This window comes from Microbacterium sp. AC145, assembly GCF_979258505.1.
The window spans coordinates 386,908-402,183 of sequence record NZ_OZ409859.1 but is presented as its reverse complement, the minus strand read 5'-3'; the positions used below and the strand labels follow the sequence as shown (position 1 = coordinate 402,183).

General features: G+C 68.4%; 15 protein-coding genes. 5 read left to right on the top strand and 10 right to left on the bottom strand.

Annotated features, from left to right (window positions below; genetic code table 11):
- Nucleotides 1-10 precede the first annotated feature (10 nt).
- Complete coding sequence (locus ACZZZN_RS01910) at nt 11-382, top strand: hypothetical protein (RefSeq protein ID WP_463503554.1); 372 nt, start codon at nt 11-13, stop codon at nt 380-382.
- A gap of 42 nt (nt 383-424) precedes the next feature.
- Nucleotides 425-859, top strand: coding sequence for a hypothetical protein (locus tag ACZZZN_RS01905; protein ID WP_463503553.1), 435 nt, complete (start codon nt 425-427; stop codon nt 857-859).
- A gap of 399 nt (nt 860-1,258) precedes the next feature.
- Here ACZZZN_RS01905 and ACZZZN_RS01900 read toward each other — a convergent pair whose 3' ends face one another.
- Together ACZZZN_RS01900 and ACZZZN_RS01895 are read right to left on the bottom strand one after the other, a co-directional pair.
- Nucleotides 1,259-2,326: a helix-turn-helix domain-containing protein gene (locus ACZZZN_RS01900; protein WP_463503552.1), complete on the bottom strand. Its 1,068-nt coding sequence runs from the start codon at nt 2,324-2,326 to the stop codon at nt 1,259-1,261.
- A 116-nt stretch (nt 2,327-2,442) separates the two neighbouring features.
- Nucleotides 2,443-2,952: an Lrp/AsnC family transcriptional regulator gene (locus ACZZZN_RS01895; protein ID WP_463503551.1), complete on the bottom strand. Its 510-nt coding sequence runs from the start codon at nt 2,950-2,952 to the stop codon at nt 2,443-2,445.
- Nucleotides 2,953-3,091: 139 nt separating this feature from the next.
- Here ACZZZN_RS01895 and ald point away from each other — a divergent pair, with 139 nt between their 5' ends.
- A complete protein-coding gene (gene ald / locus ACZZZN_RS01890; RefSeq protein WP_463503550.1) occupies nt 3,092-4,183 on the top strand; it encodes an alanine dehydrogenase in 1,092 nt (363 codons plus the stop codon).
- A 64-nt stretch (nt 4,184-4,247) separates the two neighbouring features.
- Here ald and ACZZZN_RS01885 read toward each other — a convergent pair whose 3' ends face one another.
- The 8 genes from ACZZZN_RS01885 to ACZZZN_RS01850 form a co-directional block, all read right to left on the bottom strand.
- Entirely contained in the window at nt 4,248-5,084 is an 837-nt protein-coding gene (locus tag ACZZZN_RS01885; RefSeq protein ID WP_463503549.1) for a fumarylacetoacetate hydrolase family protein, read from the bottom strand.
- Nucleotides 5,084-5,491 carry a RidA family protein gene (locus tag ACZZZN_RS01880; RefSeq protein ID WP_463503548.1) on the bottom strand — a complete coding sequence of 136 codons (408 nt, stop codon included), beginning with the start codon at nt 5,489-5,491 and terminating at the stop codon, nt 5,084-5,086. The genes ACZZZN_RS01885 and ACZZZN_RS01880 overlap by 1 nt, the downstream gene beginning before the upstream one ends.
- Nucleotides 5,492-5,557: 66 nt before the next feature.
- Nucleotides 5,558-7,942 (bottom strand): bifunctional salicylyl-CoA 5-hydroxylase/oxidoreductase, encoded by a 2,385-nt coding sequence (locus ACZZZN_RS01875; RefSeq protein WP_463503547.1) that lies wholly within the window; start codon nt 7,940-7,942, stop codon nt 5,558-5,560.
- Nucleotide 7,943: 1 nt separating this feature from the next.
- The gene (locus ACZZZN_RS01870) at nt 7,944-9,617 is read right to left on the bottom strand and encodes an AMP-binding protein (RefSeq protein ID WP_463503546.1); all 1,674 of its coding nucleotides are present in this window, start codon (nt 9,615-9,617) and stop codon (nt 7,944-7,946) included.
- A 32-nt stretch (nt 9,618-9,649) separates the two neighbouring features.
- Nucleotides 9,650-10,516, bottom strand: a complete 867-nt coding sequence (locus ACZZZN_RS01865) for an acyl-CoA thioesterase (protein ID WP_463503545.1) — start codon at nt 10,514-10,516, stop codon at nt 9,650-9,652.
- Nucleotides 10,513-10,971: a cupin domain-containing protein gene (locus tag ACZZZN_RS01860; RefSeq protein WP_463503544.1), complete on the bottom strand. Its 459-nt coding sequence runs from the start codon at nt 10,969-10,971 to the stop codon at nt 10,513-10,515. The genes ACZZZN_RS01865 and ACZZZN_RS01860 overlap by 4 nt, the downstream gene beginning before the upstream one ends.
- Before the next feature lie 79 nt (nt 10,972-11,050).
- Nucleotides 11,051-11,875, bottom strand: a complete 825-nt coding sequence (locus tag ACZZZN_RS01855; protein ID WP_463503543.1) for a PaaX family transcriptional regulator — start codon at nt 11,873-11,875, stop codon at nt 11,051-11,053.
- Nucleotides 11,876-11,910: 35 nt separating this feature from the next.
- Complete coding sequence (locus tag ACZZZN_RS01850) at nt 11,911-12,363, bottom strand: Lrp/AsnC family transcriptional regulator (protein ID WP_463506528.1); 453 nt, start codon at nt 12,361-12,363, stop codon at nt 11,911-11,913.
- Nucleotides 12,364-12,568: 205 nt separating this feature from the next.
- Here ACZZZN_RS01850 and ACZZZN_RS01845 point away from each other — a divergent pair, with 205 nt between their 5' ends.
- Together ACZZZN_RS01845 and ACZZZN_RS01840 are read left to right on the top strand one after the other, a co-directional pair.
- A complete protein-coding gene (locus ACZZZN_RS01845; RefSeq protein ID WP_463503542.1) occupies nt 12,569-14,002 on the top strand; it encodes an amino acid permease in 1,434 nt (477 codons plus the stop codon).
- A gap of 49 nt (nt 14,003-14,051) precedes the next feature.
- A complete protein-coding gene (locus ACZZZN_RS01840; protein ID WP_463503541.1) occupies nt 14,052-15,251 on the top strand; it encodes a pyridoxal phosphate-dependent aminotransferase in 1,200 nt (399 codons plus the stop codon).
- The last annotated feature ends 25 nt before the right edge of the window (nt 15,252-15,276 follow it).

The following is a 15,276-nucleotide window of genomic DNA, read 5'->3' as shown; positions in this document are numbered from 1 at the left end:
CGCTCGCCGGATGCCGACAACAGAACCCCTCTCCGACCGAGCCGTACGCGTACGCCGCACGAGCTCCCTCTGGTTGAGCGCCGCGTCGCTCGCCCTCACCCTGCTCAGCGCCGTCCCTCTGGGCCTGTTCGTGTTCGATGTCGACGGGGCGATCGTGCCAGAAGGTGTCCGCGATGTCGCATCCGCCGCAGCGCCCCTCGCCATCGTGGTGGCCGCCGTCGCGCTCATGCTGTCGAGCGGGCTGCCGCGCCCCGGCGCCCGGCTGCCGGTACGCCTCAGCGTGGCCGCCCTCCTGGCGGTCGGGGCCTGCCTCGTGATGCTGATGATGCCGATGCTGCTCTTCGTCTCCAGCCTGCTCGTCGGGCTCATGATGTCTCTCTGACCGGCAGAGCCCCGCCCGTCCGACCGGGCGTAGCCTGGGAGCATGAGCGACGTCTGGACCGACATCACCTCTGAGTTCCTGCACCTGTACCCGCGCGGACGACGACTTCTCGTCGTCGCGGGGGCGGATGCCGAACGCTCCCGGCGCGCGGCCGACGACCTCGCGACGGCGCTTCACGCGGCCGGCCAGCAGGTGGAACGCGCGCACAGTTCCGACGGTGCGGAGCGGCAGCTGCGCGACGAGATCGTCGCGCCGTTCCGGCAGCGCGAGGACTCTGGCGCTGTGCTGCTCGTGTCCGGGCCGGCCGCGCTTCTGAGCGAATCGACCAGGGGCATCTGGAATCACATCGTGTGGCAGCTCGCAGGCGACGAGCCCCCTCACTCGATCGCCTCCGCGATCGTCGACGTCACCGACCCCGACAACCCGACCCGTCGCTTCGCCGACTACTGCGCACTGCCCGCATCGTTCGGCGCCTGACGACCTCAGCACACGCGGATTCGCGGGTGTCCCGGTCGTCCCCCCGACCGAGACACCCGCACGTCCGCCGCGCTCTCCGCGCCTGCGATCCGCTGTGCCCGACGCTCCTCGCGCCTGCCCCCCGAACTTCCGGACGGGCGTAACCGCCACGTCCGGAAGCCGTGACGGGAGATTATGAGAGGGGCCGCGGCGCCTCTCTCCTCCCCCGTCAGGGCCCGCCTGGGGGCACGGGCAGGTTCAGGTTATGCACCCTGCGACCCACGCGGAACGGCCCGGATGCTTCATGTCACCGCACACGCGCACCCGGGCACTCCCAAGCACGTTTGGCACCGGATCCGCGCTCGCGTGTCACCCTGCACGCACCACCGACGCGATCTCTCGCCAGCGTCGCCCTGAGCATCAGAGGCTCTGCTGCTCGTCCGAGAGCAGCATCGCCTCGGCGAGTCGAGGCTGCGACGCAGCAGCGAGGCGGAAGGCGCTCGGGCTCAGGCCGACGTGACGTGAGAACTGTGCGCGCAGTGCGGCGGCGTCGAGGAAACCCGATCGCGAAGCGACGGTCGTCAGATCCTTCACCGGGATCGACACGAGCTCCTCGCGCGCGGTGTCGAGTCGACGACGCAGCAACCTCTCCGCCAGAGTCTCGTCGGTGCCCGCGAACAGACGGAACAGCTGTCGTCGACTCATGTGCAGCTCGGTCGCCAGCATCTCGATGCCGAACTCCGCGTCCCGATGGCGCGCGTCGATCACTCTGATCGCCTCGGCGCGGAGGTCGCTCGCCCGATCGGTCTCGCCATCGCCGGGGAACTGCCGGAAGACCCCGCGCACCAGCGCGACCAGCGCCGATTCCGTGCCGGCGAGGGCCCCGACGCCCTGGTCGGGGTCGCGCATCCACTCGTAGAGCATGCGGGAGAAGGCCACGCCGGCCGCCCTGGTCAGCGGGGTGTCGGGGAACATGTCCGACCCTCTGGCCAGTACCTGCCGGTGTCCTGGCAGCGCCGAGACGGGCACGACGACACCGGTCGCCTCGCTCACCCCCAGATGCTCGACGGCCGAGGACCCGAGGCTCGACATGAACCCCATGCGCCCGACGCCCATGTGCTGAAGACCCGTGGCGGTGCGCAGACGCTGCCCGCCCTGGTTCGACATCCCGATGATCACGATGTCCTCGCCGCCCGGTGCTCCGCGGTCGTAGCTCACGGTGTGCGGCGTCTCGAGCGTGCTGTAGAGCATCGTCGCCCCGATCGACCGGCGCAACAGCGCGGCCTCGAATGCCGCAGGGTCGTCGGCGTGCATGCTGCCGAAGTTCGACAGCTGCATCATTCCCAGGTGGCCGTCGAGCCGGATCACGTTCGAGGCGAGCCACTCGGGAACATCGGCGACGGAATCACCCCCGCCACCCGACTCGGCCCCGCCTGCCAGTCGCCGCGCCCACGCACTCAGCTGGCCGTCGTCGATCATGCGCGCCATCGCGTCCCCCAGAAACTCTGCGCGCCGCTCCCCGACGCCACGGCTGATCCCCGGCCTCACGATAGGCAACGCAGCGATCCCCGTGCAATATCTTGCATGGGGGCGAGGACGGGCCGTCAGCGGAAGGACGCCGCCACGGAGTTGCGGTGGTAGTCGAAGACGATGCTCGTGCGGGTCGAGGCGACACTGCTCTGCGCTGAGAGATGCTCGAGCACGAACTCGCGCATCTCCGACGAATCGGCCACGGCGATGTGCAGCAGGAAGTCGTCATCACCCCCGAGGAAGAAGACCTGGATCACCTGGGGAAGCGCGCGCACCCTGTCGGCGAACTCGACGATGCTCTCGCGGCGAGCGCTCGGTCGCAGACTCACTCCGATGATCGCCTGGAGGCCCGCGCCCAGCATCCGCTCGTCGACGCTGGCGTGGAATCCGCTGATCACTCCGCGCTCGACGAGCGCGCGGAGTCTCGCGTGCGCGGTCGAGGGCGCGACGCCGAGGTGGCCGGCGAGTTCGGCGTTCGTCATCCGCCCGTCGGCGCTGAGCAGCTGTACGATCCTCGCATCGACGGCATCCAGCGCCGGCGCCCGAAGGGTGTTCGACGGCGAGGCCTCGGAAGATGTCTCCATGCGAACGATTATGCAGGATGTCGCCCATCGCCGAATCTTCTTCAGTGATTCTGGTGATAGATCGACGTTTCTGCGATTCTGAATCGCACCGCACCGCACTGGTTTGCGCTGTACCCGCACGATGTCACCTGGAGGATCGATGAAGATCGGCGTGCCGACCGAGGTCAAGAACAACGAGAACCGCACCGCGCTGACCCCCGCGGGTGCCGACCGCCTGGTGCACGAAGGGCACCGTGTGCTCGTGCAGTCGGGTGCGGGCGTCGGCTCGGGCATCTCCGATGACGCGTACCGCGCCGCCGGTGCCGAGATCGTCTCCACGGCCGAGGAGACTTGGGCCGTGGCCGACCTTCTGATCAAGGTGAAGGAGCCGATCGCGGAGGAGTACGGGTTCCTGCGATCCGACCTCACTCTCTTCACCTATCTGCACCTCGCTGCCGACCGTGCACTCACGACGGCACTCGTCGACGCGGGCACCACGGCCGTCGCCTACGAGACCGTGCAGCTGCCCGACCGCAGCCTGCCGCTGCTCATCCCCATGAGCGAGATCGCCGGTCGCCTGTCGGTCACGATGGGCTCCTACTCGCTGATGCGCTCGGCCGGCGGCCGCGGGATGCTGCTCGGCGGCATCGCCGGCACCCCGCGCGCAGAGGTGGTCGTGATCGGCGGCGGCGTCGCCGGAGAGCACGCCGCGGCCAACGCACTCGGGCTCGGCGCCAAGGTCACGGTCGTCGACATCTCGCTGCCGCGGTTGCGCGAGCTCGAGCACCGCTATGGCGGCGCCCTCGAGACCCGAGCCTCGAGCCGGTACGACATCGCACACGAGCTGCTGACGGCAGACCTCGTGATCGGCTCGGTGCTGATCCCCGGCGCCGCCGCCCCCAAGCTCGTGACCGACGACATGGTCGCCGCCATGAAGCCCGGTTCCGTGCTCGTCGACATCGCGATCGACCAGGGCGGATGCTTCGAGGGCTCGCGGCCGACCACGCACGACGCCCCGACCTTCGCGGTGCACGACTCGATCTACTACTGCGTCGCGAACATGCCGGGGGCTGTTCCCGAGACCGCGACCCGTGCGCTCACGAACGCCACGCTTCCGTACGTGTCGGCGATCGCGGGCAAGGGCTGGGAGACCGCCGCTGCCGACGATCCCTCTCTGGCGAAGGGGCTGAACGTGCAGGCCGGCCGCATCACGCTCGATGCGGTGGCCGCGGCTCACGGCTTCGACGCCTGATCGTCGAGCGAGAAGAAGGGCCGGGGAGCGATCCCCGGCCCTTCTTCTGCGCGTGCCGGCGCCGTCACGACACCGGATCGAAGCGGATGACGTTGCGCAGTGCGCCGATGCTCTCGATCTCGGTGGTGACGACGTCACCGTCACGCAGCCATCGAGGTGTGGGCATGCCGAGAGCGACGCCGCCCGGAGTACCGGTGAGCACGATGTCGCCCGGCCGCAGCACGGTGATCTGCGAGACGTAGGCGACGAGGTCGGCGGCGTCGAAGACGAGCTCCCGTGTGTCGCCGCTCTGCATCTCCTCGTCGTTCACCGCACAGCGGATGCGCAGGCCGTCGCGGGGGTCTATCTCGTCGGCGGTGACGATCCACGGGCCGACCGGCGTCGTGGCGTCGAAGGCCTTGCCCTGCAGCCACTGCAGTGTGCGCTGCTGCCAGTCCCGCATCGAGATGTCGTTCGACACGGTGTACCCGAGGATCGCGGCACGCGCCTGCTCACGGTCGGCGCGATGCACCTCGGCTCCGACGACGACGGCGAGCTCGGCCTCCCAGTCGAGGCGATCCGTGTCGCGGACGACGATGTCGTCGACCGGCCCGGTGAGCGTGTCTGCGAACTTCGCGAACAGCGTGGGGAACTCCGGCACCGGGCGCCCCGTCTCGACGATGTGGTCGCGGTAGTTGAGGCCGCAGCAGAAGACCTTCGCCGGGTGCGGCACAGGATTCGCGAACTCATGCGGTTCGAGGTCGACGCGGGCCGGATGCCGCAGTGCGGCGGCCGTGCGATCCCGCCAGTCCGGGGCGGCGATCAGCTGTTGAGCATCCGCCTCGTCGAGCAGCACCCAGCCCGACTCGTCGCCGACCGCGGCGCGGGTTGTTCCGTCACGGCGAACCGTGGCGAGCCGCATCAGCTCTCCCGCGCGGCTGCGATGTGCGCGACGCCCTGGATCTCGATCATCGCGTCGGGCTGCCACAGCTGCGTGACGCCGATGCCCGCCATCGCCGGGTACTCGGTGCCCGCTAGTTCGCGCCAGCGGCGGCCGATCTCCCGACCGTTGCGCTGATAGTCCCCGACGTCGGTGAGGTAGATCGTGACGTCGACCAGATCGCTCGGCTCACCACCAGCTGCGGCGAGGGTCGTGAGCACGTTGGAGAACGCCTGCACGAACTGCTCGACGATGCCTCCGGCCACGATCCGACCTTCGGCATCCATGGCCGTCTGGCCGCCGAGGTACACGAAATCGCCGGCACGGACGCCATGGGCGAAGCCGATCGGCTTCACGAGCGAGTCGGGGTTGATGATCTGCCGCGTCATGAGCGGTCTCCTTCAGGTGCGTGGGATGAGAACGTGCGGGTGGGATGGACGGGAACGGTGGGGCGATCAGCGCGCGAGAGCATCCGCGGCCTGTGCGGGGCGCCAACGCCGGTGAGTCACGACGGCCTCATCGAGCGGGTCGCGCACGAGTGCGAGACGTGGACGCACGGCATCCGTGCGCGACGACGGGGGCTTGCGCGATCCGGCGCGCAGCTGCGGCACCCAGTCGGCGCCGGCGCCCCGATAGCCCTGATCGGCCGCGGCGTGCAGCGTCCACTGCGGATCCCACAGGTGCGTGCGCCCGAGGGCGACGAGGTCGGCGCGCCCCGCCAGCAGGATCGAGTTGACGTCGTCGTGACTCGAGATCGCTCCGACCGCGATCACGCTGACCCCCGCCGCGGCGGCGACCCGGTTGCGGATGGCATCGGCGAACGGAGTCTGGTAGCTGCGGCCGAACTCCGGGCGCTCATGCTTCGCGATCTGCCCCGACGACACGTCGATGCCATCGGCGCCGTGCTCGATGAACGCCCTGGCGATCTCCACGGCGTCGTCGACGGTGTTGCCGCCCTCGATCCAGTCGTCCGCAGAGAGGCGCACGGTGAGGGGGCGTTCTGAGGGCCACGCCTCACGCATCGCGTCGAACACCTCGAGCGGATACCGCAGCCGGTTCTCGAGAGACCCGCCGTACTCGTCGGTCCGCTGATTCGAGACCGGCGACAGGAACGACGAGATCAGATACCCGTGCGCCGCGTGGAGCTCGGCGAGGTCGAAGCCCGCGGCCGCCGCACGCTCGGTGGCGGCGACGAACTGCTCGCGAACGAGCGTCATCGTCGTGCGATCGATCTCGCGCGGCGCGCGATTCTCGGGCCCGTAGGCGAGCGCCGAGGGTGCCAGCGTGTCCCAGTTGCCCGTGTCGAGAGGCTGATCGATGCCCTCCCACATGCGCCGTGTCGATCCCTTGCGACCCGAGTGACCGATCTGCACCCCGATGCGGGCGGTCGAGCGCCGGTGCACGTAGGCCACTATCCGTGACCAGGCGTCTCGCTGCTCGTCGGAGTAGAGGCCTCCGCAGCCGGGCGTGATGCGCCCCTCGCCGGACACACACACCATCTCGGTCATGACGAGTCCTGCACCCCCCATGGCCTTGGATCCGAGATGCACGAGGTGGAAGTCCCCCGGCACGCCCTCCCGGGAGGAGTACATGTCCATCGGCGAGACGACGATGCGATTCTTGAGCTCGAGCCGCCCGATGCGGTGCGGTCGGAACATCGCGGGTTCGTCGGGCTCACGCGACGGGATCGGCGCGCCGCGCACGATCTCGACCGCGAAGTCGGGGTCTCGCACCGCGAGGTTGTCGAGAGTGATGCGGCGGCTTCGCGTGAGCAGATTGAACGAGAACTGCAGCGGGTCCTGGTCGGCGTACTGCCCGATGCGCTCGAACCATTCGAGCGATGCCTGCGCCGCGCGCTGCGTCGAGGCGACCACCGGACGCCGCTCGGACTCGTACGCGTCGAGCGCCGCGTCGAGGGCCGGATGCTCGTGCAGGCAGGCGGCGAGCGCGAGAGCATCCTCCATGGCGAGCTTCGTGCCGGACCCGATCGAGAAGTGGGCGGTGTGCGCCGCATCGCCCAGGATCACGAGGTTCTCGTGATGCCAGTGCTCGTTCTTCACGGTCGTGAAGTTCAGCCACTTCGAGTTGTTGGTGAGCACGTCGTGACCGTCGAGCACCTCGGAGAAGAACCCGCGAAGCCTGTCGACCGAGTACTGATCGCTCACCCCGGGCGGGAAGATCTCGCTCTCGGTGGCGTCGAGTCCTGCAGAACGCCAGACGTCTTCGTGCATCTCGATCAGGAAGGTGCTGCCCTGATCGGAGTAGGGGTAGCCGTGCAGCTGCATGATGCCGTGAGGGGTGTGCACGACCGCGAACGTGAACGCCTCGAACACCCGGTCGGTGCCCAACCACATGTACTTCGACACCCGTCGGTCGAGGTTCGGACCGAACCTGTCGGCGAACTGACCCCGCACCTGGGAGTTGACCCCGTCGGCAGCGAGCACGAGGTCGTACTCGGCCATGAGCGTCTCGGCATCCGGAGCAGGTGTGCGGAAGAGGATCGTCACACCGAGTTCCAGACACCTCTGCTGCAGCAGCTGCAGCAGCTCCTTGCGCCCCATCGCGGCGAAGCCCTGGCCCCCGATCGTGTGGGTCGTGCCGCCGAACACGATGTCGATGTCGGTCCAGCGCGCGAACTGCTCGCCCATGCGCTCGGCGATCACGGGATCCGCGTTCTCGATGCCGCCGAGCGTCTCGTCGCTGAACACCACGCCGAATCCGAAGGTGTCGTCGGGGGCGTTCCGCTCCCACACCGTGATCTCGTGGCCGGGGTCGAGCTGCTTCATGAGAGCGGCGAAGTAGAGGCCTCCGGGGCCTCCGCCGATGACGGCTACGCGCATGTCAGGCTCCTTGGTTCTGGTTCTGGTTCTGCGAGTCGACGACGGCGGCCCGGTCGGCCGCCCGTTCGCGCAGGAGGAAGTGCTGCACCTTGCCGCTGGGATTGCGGGGCAGCGCATCGACGTACTCGACGCGTCTCGGGCATTTGTAGACGGCGAGGCGGGATTTCACGTGTTCGAGGATGCTCGGGGTGAGTTCGGGCGAGGCGGTGACTCCGTCGCGCACCACCACGAAGGCGGCGACGATCATGCCGCGCTCGTCATCGGGACACCCCACGACCGCGCACTCGAGGACGTCGGGGTGATCGAGCACGGCCTCCTCGACCTCGGGGGCTCCCACGTTGTAGCCGGCTGTGACGATCATCGAGTCGTTGCGCGCCTGGAACGTGAAGTAGCCGTCGGCATCCTGCACGAAGGTGTCGCCGGTGACGTTCCAGCCGCCCTGGACGTACACGCGTTGACGCTCGTCATCGAGGTAGCGGCATCCGGTCGGTCCGATCACCCCGAGGCGGCCCGGTTCGCCTGCGGGAAGCTCGGCGCCGTCGTCGTCGAGGATCACCGCGCGGTAGCCGGGCACCGCGCGACCCGTCGCACCGGGGCGGATGTCGTCGCCCGAGGCCGACACGAACACGTGCAGCATCTCGGTCGAGCCGATGCCGTTGACGAGCCGGATCCCACTCTCCGCTTCGACTGCGTCGAACGTCGAGACGGTGAGGTGCTCTCCTGCGGCGATGCCCACCCGGAGCCTCCGGAGCGAGCCGGCGAGCCCCTCTTTGATGATGCTCCGATAGCCGGTCGGCGCCGTGTAGAGCACCGTGATGCCGAGCGGCTCGATGAGCTTCGCGAGCTCGATCGGTGTGGCCCGCTCGACCAGCACCATCGCTCCCCCGCTGCGCAACGGGAACACCACGTTGCCGCCGAGGCCGAAGGTGAAGGCGAGCGGAGCGGTGCTCGCGCTCACGTCGTGGGAGGACAGGTGCAGCACGTGATGCCCGAACGTGTCGGCGTTCGCGAGGATGTCGCGATGGAAGTGCATCGTGATCTTGGGAACCCCCGTGGTGCCGCTCGTCGCGCCGAGGAGCGCGACGTCGTCTGCGGCCGTGTCGACCGCGGTGAAGCGGCCGCTCTTGGTGTCGCAGGCCTCGATGAGCAGATCGGGCTCGCCTCCCGCCACGATGACCACCGGCGGATCGTCGAGCCGTGCGAAGGCGGCATCCGCGTCGGTGAGACCGCGATGGTCGACGACCGCCAGCGCCGGCCGCACCCGCGCGGCGATCGGGGACAGCTCCTGTGTGCGCCAGGCGACCATCGTGGTCACGACCACCATGCCCGCCTTGAGGGCGCCCAGCCAGCAGACGACCGTCCACGGACCGTTGAGCATTCGCAGCAGCACGCGGTTGCCGGGCACGAGCCCCTGGTCTTCGGTGAGCACCTTGGCGAACTGATCGACGCGGCGCTGCAGCTCGGCGTACGACCACGACATGCCGTCGGCCAGCAGTATCGCCGGTCGTTCGGCGCCGAAGCGTTCGATCGTGCGATCGAGGAGCTCGACGGCCGCGTTCAGCCGCTCGGGGTATTGCACGTCGGGGATGGTGAACTCGAGCGTCGGCCACAGATCGGCCGGCGGAAGCGAATCGCGCGTGAACGTGTCGACATGCGCGGAGGGGGAGAGCATCATTGCATTCCCTTCGGAAGCGGAAGGAGGTGGAGTCAGAGCGGACGACCCGGTCGGATCATCCCCTCCTGGGCGACGGTGGCGACGAGGCGACCGTCCTGCGTATAGAAACGGCCGAGCCCGAGGCCTCGCCCGTCGGAGATGCCGGCGCTCTCCTGCGCGTAGAGCAGCCACTCGTCGGCGCGTGCCGGAGCGTGCAACCACATGGCGTGATCGAGGCTCGCGGTGACGAGTCCCTCGTCACGCCAGGGCAGACCGAGCACGCGGAGCACCGGCTCGAGGATCGTGTAATCGCAGACGTAGGCGATCGCCACCTCGTGCGTGCGCGGGTCGTCGTCGAGGCGATCGAACGAGCGCACCCAGACGGCCTGATGCGCCGAGCGCTCGCCCTCGACCTCGAGGTAGACGGGCCCCGGCACATGGCGCATGTCGAAGCTGCGCCCGTGCGACCAGTAGTCGATGTCGGCGCCCTCGTGCCCGGCGAGCGCCTCGGCAGAAGAGCGCAGACCGTCGGGTGACGGCATCTCGGGCATCGTCGGGCCGTGCTCGGGGAACGGCTCGGGCACATGGAACGACGCCGTCGCCATGAATGCGAGCCTGCCGTGCTGATGACCGCGCACATGCCGCGTCGAGAAGGCCCGGCCGTCGCGGATGATCTCGACCTCGTAGTGCACGGGCTCGGCGACGTCGATCCCGCGCAGGAACGAACTGTGCACCGAATGCAGTGCCCGATCGTCGCCGACGGTGCGCGATGCCGCCGCCACGCTCTGCGCGACGGTGTCACCGCCGTAGCCCTTGGGCCAGGGCACCGGCTGGGGCTGCGCCTCGAACGCCCTGCCGCCGAGAGCGGTGTGCACCTCGGTGAGGGCGATCGCGCGGAGGAAGGCGGCGGAGGTGCTCATGCGCGACGGAATCCTGCGAGCGTCGTGTCGTCGACGTCGTCGAGGTTGACGACGATGTTGTCCGGAGTGCGCGTGGTGAGCCAGATGAGTTCGTCGGTCACCGACATGTTGGCCTCGACGTGGGGCATGAACGGGGGCACGAACACCCAGTCTCCGGCGGACATGTCGAGGTACTCGCGATAGTCGTCGCCGAAGTAGATCCGGGCGGAGCCGCTGAGCACGTAGCCACCGGTCTCGGCCTCACCGTGGTGGTGGGGCAGCGAGCGGTAACCGGGATCGTTCGAGACCTGGCCGAACCAGATCCTGGTGGCCTCGGTGTGCTGGGGACCCACCCCGGAGACGCGGATGCACCCACCGGACGAGGTCGTCTGGGTGTCTTCTTCGCCGGCTCGGGTCACCTGCGGGACTCTGTCCCAGCGCAGCTCTTCGGTTGCGGGCAGTTCGTGCTCGGTCATGAAAGCTCCTTCGCTTGCGTGTCGAAGAAGTGTCACATAGCTGACGACCGTCACACAAGTGCAACAGCGATATGAAGCATCACCTCATGACGGCGGCCACGAAGCGCTCCGCGTGGGGCTCGAGCCCCTCGTGCAGGCCTGCGAAGAGACGACCCGCCTCGACGCCGATCCACCCCGACGGCAGGAGTTCGAGCGGGATGCCGGGGTCGAGATACACCAGTCGTCGCCACTGGGTGATGGCGCGCACGTGCGCGGCGAACGCCGCCCTCTCGTCACGCTCGCCCTCGATCCCGCGGAAGGCATCCACGAATCCCCGATACAGCGGCTCCATCGCCGACAGGTCCCACCACTCGCGCACAGCGTCGCCGAGGGGATCCGACGACACCCTCGAGCCGAGGAACAGCTCGACGTACCGAGCGAGCCCCGCGCCTCGGAGGGCCGTCTCGGTCTCGTCGACGATCTGGCCGGGCGCGATCCAGAGCCCACCGCTCACCTGGCCGAAGCCGAGTCGCTGCAGGAGCGTGCGCAGCTGGTGTCGCACGGGCCTCTCGCTCTCGGGCACGCTGAACGAGGCGAGCAGCCAGGGGTCGCCGACCGCTGCGCGGCGCGGAGCGAAGATCCGACGGTCACCGGCGGCGAACACATCATCGAGCGACGACGACAGCCGATACGCTCCCCCGCCTTCGGCGACCAGGATGCCGCGCTGTTTGAGCCGCGACACGGAAGAGCGCACCACACCGGCATCGATCCCGAGAGCAGCCATCATCTCGATGAGATCGGCGATGCGGATCTCGCCGCCATGCGCTCGCCCGTAGCGCCCGAAGATCGTCACGATCAGGTGCTGAGGACGCACCCCCGCCTCGGGCGTCAACTCGTCGGCATCCACGACTTCCCCGTCCGTCATCTCGTCCACTCAGCGTAGCGGCGAGCACATGCGGCTCACGCGGGCGCCTCACCGGCCGCATGCTCGAAGATGAGCTGCGTCTGCGACTGGCCGAGATCCGCATGCGATCCGATGTGCACCCGGATGAACTCACGCAGCGACGCGACGTCAGCCGTGGCGACGTGCAGCACGATGTCGCGGTCGCCGCCGAGGAGGAACACCTGCTGCACGCCGGGAGCGCGTCGCAGCATCGGCACGAGCTCGGTCACCTGACTGCGGGCATGGTCGATCACCGCCACCGAGATCAGGGCGTTGATCGCGGCGCCGGCGGCCACGGGGTCGACCACGGCCCGATAGCCACGGATGACGCCGGCGTCTTCGAGCGCACGCACGCGGCCGTGACACGTCGACGGGGCGAGTCCTACCCGGTCGGCCAGCTCCTTGTTCGACAGTCGGCCGTCTGCGGCGAGCGCACGGAGAATGCGCCGATCGCTGTCGTTCAGGGTCATCGTCACAGCAGCTCCTCGTCGCGACCACTCGAATCCTGTGCAGAAAATCGATCAGTCTCTGAATCCTGTTCGAAACAGTGCCATCGCCGTCGAATTATTGCAAGACTCTGCCTCCGTGCCGGAAGCGACTTCCGGACAGGGCGCAGTCCGCGTCGCAGTGCAGCGACGCGGACGACATCCCCGACGACGACGTGGAAGGACGATGATGGCCGAGTTCTCCGACATCCAGACCCGAGAGATCGGACTGCAGAAGGCACTCACGGCACGGCAGCTCAGCATGATCGCGCTGGGCGGCGCGATCGGCACCGGACTGTTCCTCGGAAGCCGGTTCGCGATCGGGTTCGCAGGACCCAGCGTCGTGCTGAGCTACCTGATCGGCGGCCTGATCGCCCTGATGCTCATGGCGGGCCTCGCCGAGATGACGGTGCAGCATCCGACATCCGGCTCCTTCGGCGCATACGCCGAGCACTACATCGGCCCCCTCGCCGGGTTCCTCGTGCGCTACATGTACTGGGGATGCATCGTGCTCGCCGTCGGCACCGAAGTCACCGCCGTCGGCGAATACATGCAGCTGTGGTTCCCCGGCGTCCCGCCGTGGATCTGGGTCATCCTGTTCGGCGGCGCGCTGATCCTCGTGAACGCGATGAACGTGAAGAGCTTCGGGACCCTGGAGTACTGGTTCTCGGCGATCAAGGTGTTCGCGATCATCGCCTTCATCGTCGTGGCCGCGTGGCTGGTCTTCTTCTCCGGCGACCAGAAGCGCGGGATGCACAACTGGGGCGCCGAGGGCGGCTTCATGCCGAACGGCCTGAGCGGCATGTGGTTCGCCGTCATCGTGTCGATCTTCAGCTATCTGAGCATCGAGATGATCGCGGTCGCCGCGGGCGAAGCCGCCGAACCCGAGAAGGCCGTCAAGAAGGCGTTCAAGGTCACGGCGTTCCGCCTGCTGATCTTCTACATCCTCACCCTGTCGCTGATCGTGTCGATCGCGCCGGTGTCCGAGATCCTGTCGGGGTCGAGCCCCTTCGTCACGGTCATGCAGGTCGTCGGCATCCCGTTCGCCGACTCGGTGCTGAACTTCGTCGTCATCATCGCCGCCCTGTCGGCCATGAACAGCCAGCTCTACATCTCCACCCGCATGATGTTCTCGCTGTCGCGCGCCGGTGAGGCGCCGAAGATGTTCGGCAAGGTCGGCCGCAACGGCACCCCGCTCAACGCCCTCCTGCTGTCGACCGGCGGCATCGCCGTGGCCACCGTGATCTACGTGCTGAACCCCGATCAGGCCTTCACGATGATGTTCGCGATCTCGATGTTCGGCGCGCTCTTCACCTGGTTCATGATCTTCGTCACGCACGTCGCCTTCCGGCGCCGGCTGGCGGCGCGGGGCGAGAAGCCGAAGTACACGGTGCGGGGTTCACGAGTCGGCGCCGTCGTGGGTGCGCTGCTGATGGTCGCCATCGCGCTCTCGACGGCGCTGACCGAGGAATTCCGTGCGACGCTGCCGTTCGGCATCCCCTTCCTGGTGATGGCGATCGTCGCCTTCTTCCTCGTGCAGCGGAGTCGGCGGCGGCAGTCGCAGGCGACGACCGCCGATGTATCGGCATCCGGAGCCTCCGGCGGAAAGAACGACGATTCTTGATGACGGTCGGCCCCTCGCGCCGCCCGCCGGGCCGAGTACGCTCGTAGTCGTGACCGAACGCGCTCCTCTCTCCCGCAAGCTGTCCGCCATCGCCGAGTCGGCGACCCTCAAGGTCGATGCCAAGGCGAAGGCCCTCAAGGCCGAAGGCAAGCCCGTCATCTCGTATGCCGCGGGCGAGCCCGACTTCGCGACGCCGCAGTTCATCGTCGATGCTGCCGCCGAGGCTCTGGCAGACCCGGCGAGCTACCGATACACCCCGGCTCCGGGCCTCCCGGCACTGCGCGAGGCGATCGCCGCGAAGACGTTGCGCGACTCGGGTCTCGAGGTCTCGCCGAGCCAGATCATCGTGACCAACGGCGGCAAGCAGTCGGTGTACCAGGCGTTCCAGGCCGTGGTGAACCCGGGCGACGAGGTGCTGCTTCCCGCACCGTACTGGACCACGTACCCCGAGGCGATCCGTCTCGCCGACGGCACCCCCGTCGAGGTCTTCGCCGGGGCCGACCAGGACTACAAGGTCACCGTCGAGCAGCTCGAGGCCGCTCGCACCGAGCGCACGACCGTGCTCGTCTTCGTCTCGCCCTCGAACCCGACAGGCTCCGTCTACACCGCCGAAGAGACCAGGGCCATCGGCGAATGGGCACTCGAGCACGGCATCTGGGTCATCTCGGACGAGATCTACCAGAACCTCACCTACGAGGGCGTCAAGGCCATCTCGATCGTCGAGGCCGTGCCCGACCTCGCCGGGCAGACGATCCTCGTCAACGGCGTCGCGAAGACCTACGCGATGACCGGATGGCGCGTGGGCTGGATGGTCGGGCCCGCGGATGCCATCAAGATCGCCGGCAACCTGCAGTCGCACCTGTCGAGCAACGTCAACAACGTCGCCCAGAAGGCGGCGATCGCGGCCCTCAACGGCCCGCAGACCGAGGCCGAGCAGTTCCGTGAGGCCTTCGACCGTCGCCGCCGCCTGATCGTGTCGGAGCTGTCGAAGATCGACGGTCTCGTGGTGCCCAACCCGCTCGGCGCCTTCTACGTGTACCCCGACGTGCAGGGTCTGCTCGGCCGCACGTGGGGGGGCGTCACGCCCACCACGTCGCTCGAGCTCGCCGACCTGATCCTCGAGCAGGCCGAGGTCGCCGTGGTTCCGGGCGAGGCCTTCGGCCCCTCGGGCTACATCCGCATGTCGTACGCGCTGGGAGACGACCAGCTTCTCGAGGGCGTGCAGCGACTGCAGCGACTTTTCAGCTGACCGGCGTTCGTCTCCGGCGCTTCGC

Coding starts and splice junctions, on each gene's coding strand:
- ACZZZN_RS01910 (WP_463503554.1), top strand. CDS start 11: ATGCCGACAACAGAACCCCTCTCCGACCGAGCCGTACGCGTACGCCGC.
- ACZZZN_RS01905 (WP_463503553.1), top strand. CDS start 425: ATGAGCGACGTCTGGACCGACATCACCTCTGAGTTCCTGCACCTGTAC.
- ACZZZN_RS01900 (WP_463503552.1), bottom strand. CDS start 2,326: ATGGCGCGCATGATCGACGACGGCCAGCTGAGTGCGTGGGCGCGGCGA.
- ACZZZN_RS01895 (WP_463503551.1), bottom strand. CDS start 2,952: ATGGAGACATCTTCCGAGGCCTCGCCGTCGAACACCCTTCGGGCGCCG.
- ald (WP_463503550.1), top strand. CDS start 3,092: ATGAAGATCGGCGTGCCGACCGAGGTCAAGAACAACGAGAACCGCACC.
- ACZZZN_RS01885 (WP_463503549.1), bottom strand. CDS start 5,084: ATGCGGCTCGCCACGGTTCGCCGTGACGGAACAACCCGCGCCGCGGTC.
- ACZZZN_RS01880 (WP_463503548.1), bottom strand. CDS start 5,491: ATGACGCGGCAGATCATCAACCCCGACTCGCTCGTGAAGCCGATCGGC.
- ACZZZN_RS01875 (WP_463503547.1), bottom strand. CDS start 7,942: ATGCGCGTAGCCGTCATCGGCGGAGGCCCCGGAGGCCTCTACTTCGCC.
- ACZZZN_RS01870 (WP_463503546.1), bottom strand. CDS start 9,617: ATGATGCTCTCCCCCTCCGCGCATGTCGACACGTTCACGCGCGATTCG.
- ACZZZN_RS01865 (WP_463503545.1), bottom strand. CDS start 10,516: ATGAGCACCTCCGCCGCCTTCCTCCGCGCGATCGCCCTCACCGAGGTG.
- ACZZZN_RS01860 (WP_463503544.1), bottom strand. CDS start 10,971: ATGACCGAGCACGAACTGCCCGCAACCGAAGAGCTGCGCTGGGACAGA.
- ACZZZN_RS01855 (WP_463503543.1), bottom strand. CDS start 11,875: ATGACGGACGGGGAAGTCGTGGATGCCGACGAGTTGACGCCCGAGGCG.
- ACZZZN_RS01850 (WP_463506528.1), bottom strand. CDS start 12,363: ATGACCCTGAACGACAGCGATCGGCGCATTCTCCGTGCGCTCGCCGCA.
- ACZZZN_RS01845 (WP_463503542.1), top strand. CDS start 12,569: ATGGCCGAGTTCTCCGACATCCAGACCCGAGAGATCGGACTGCAGAAG.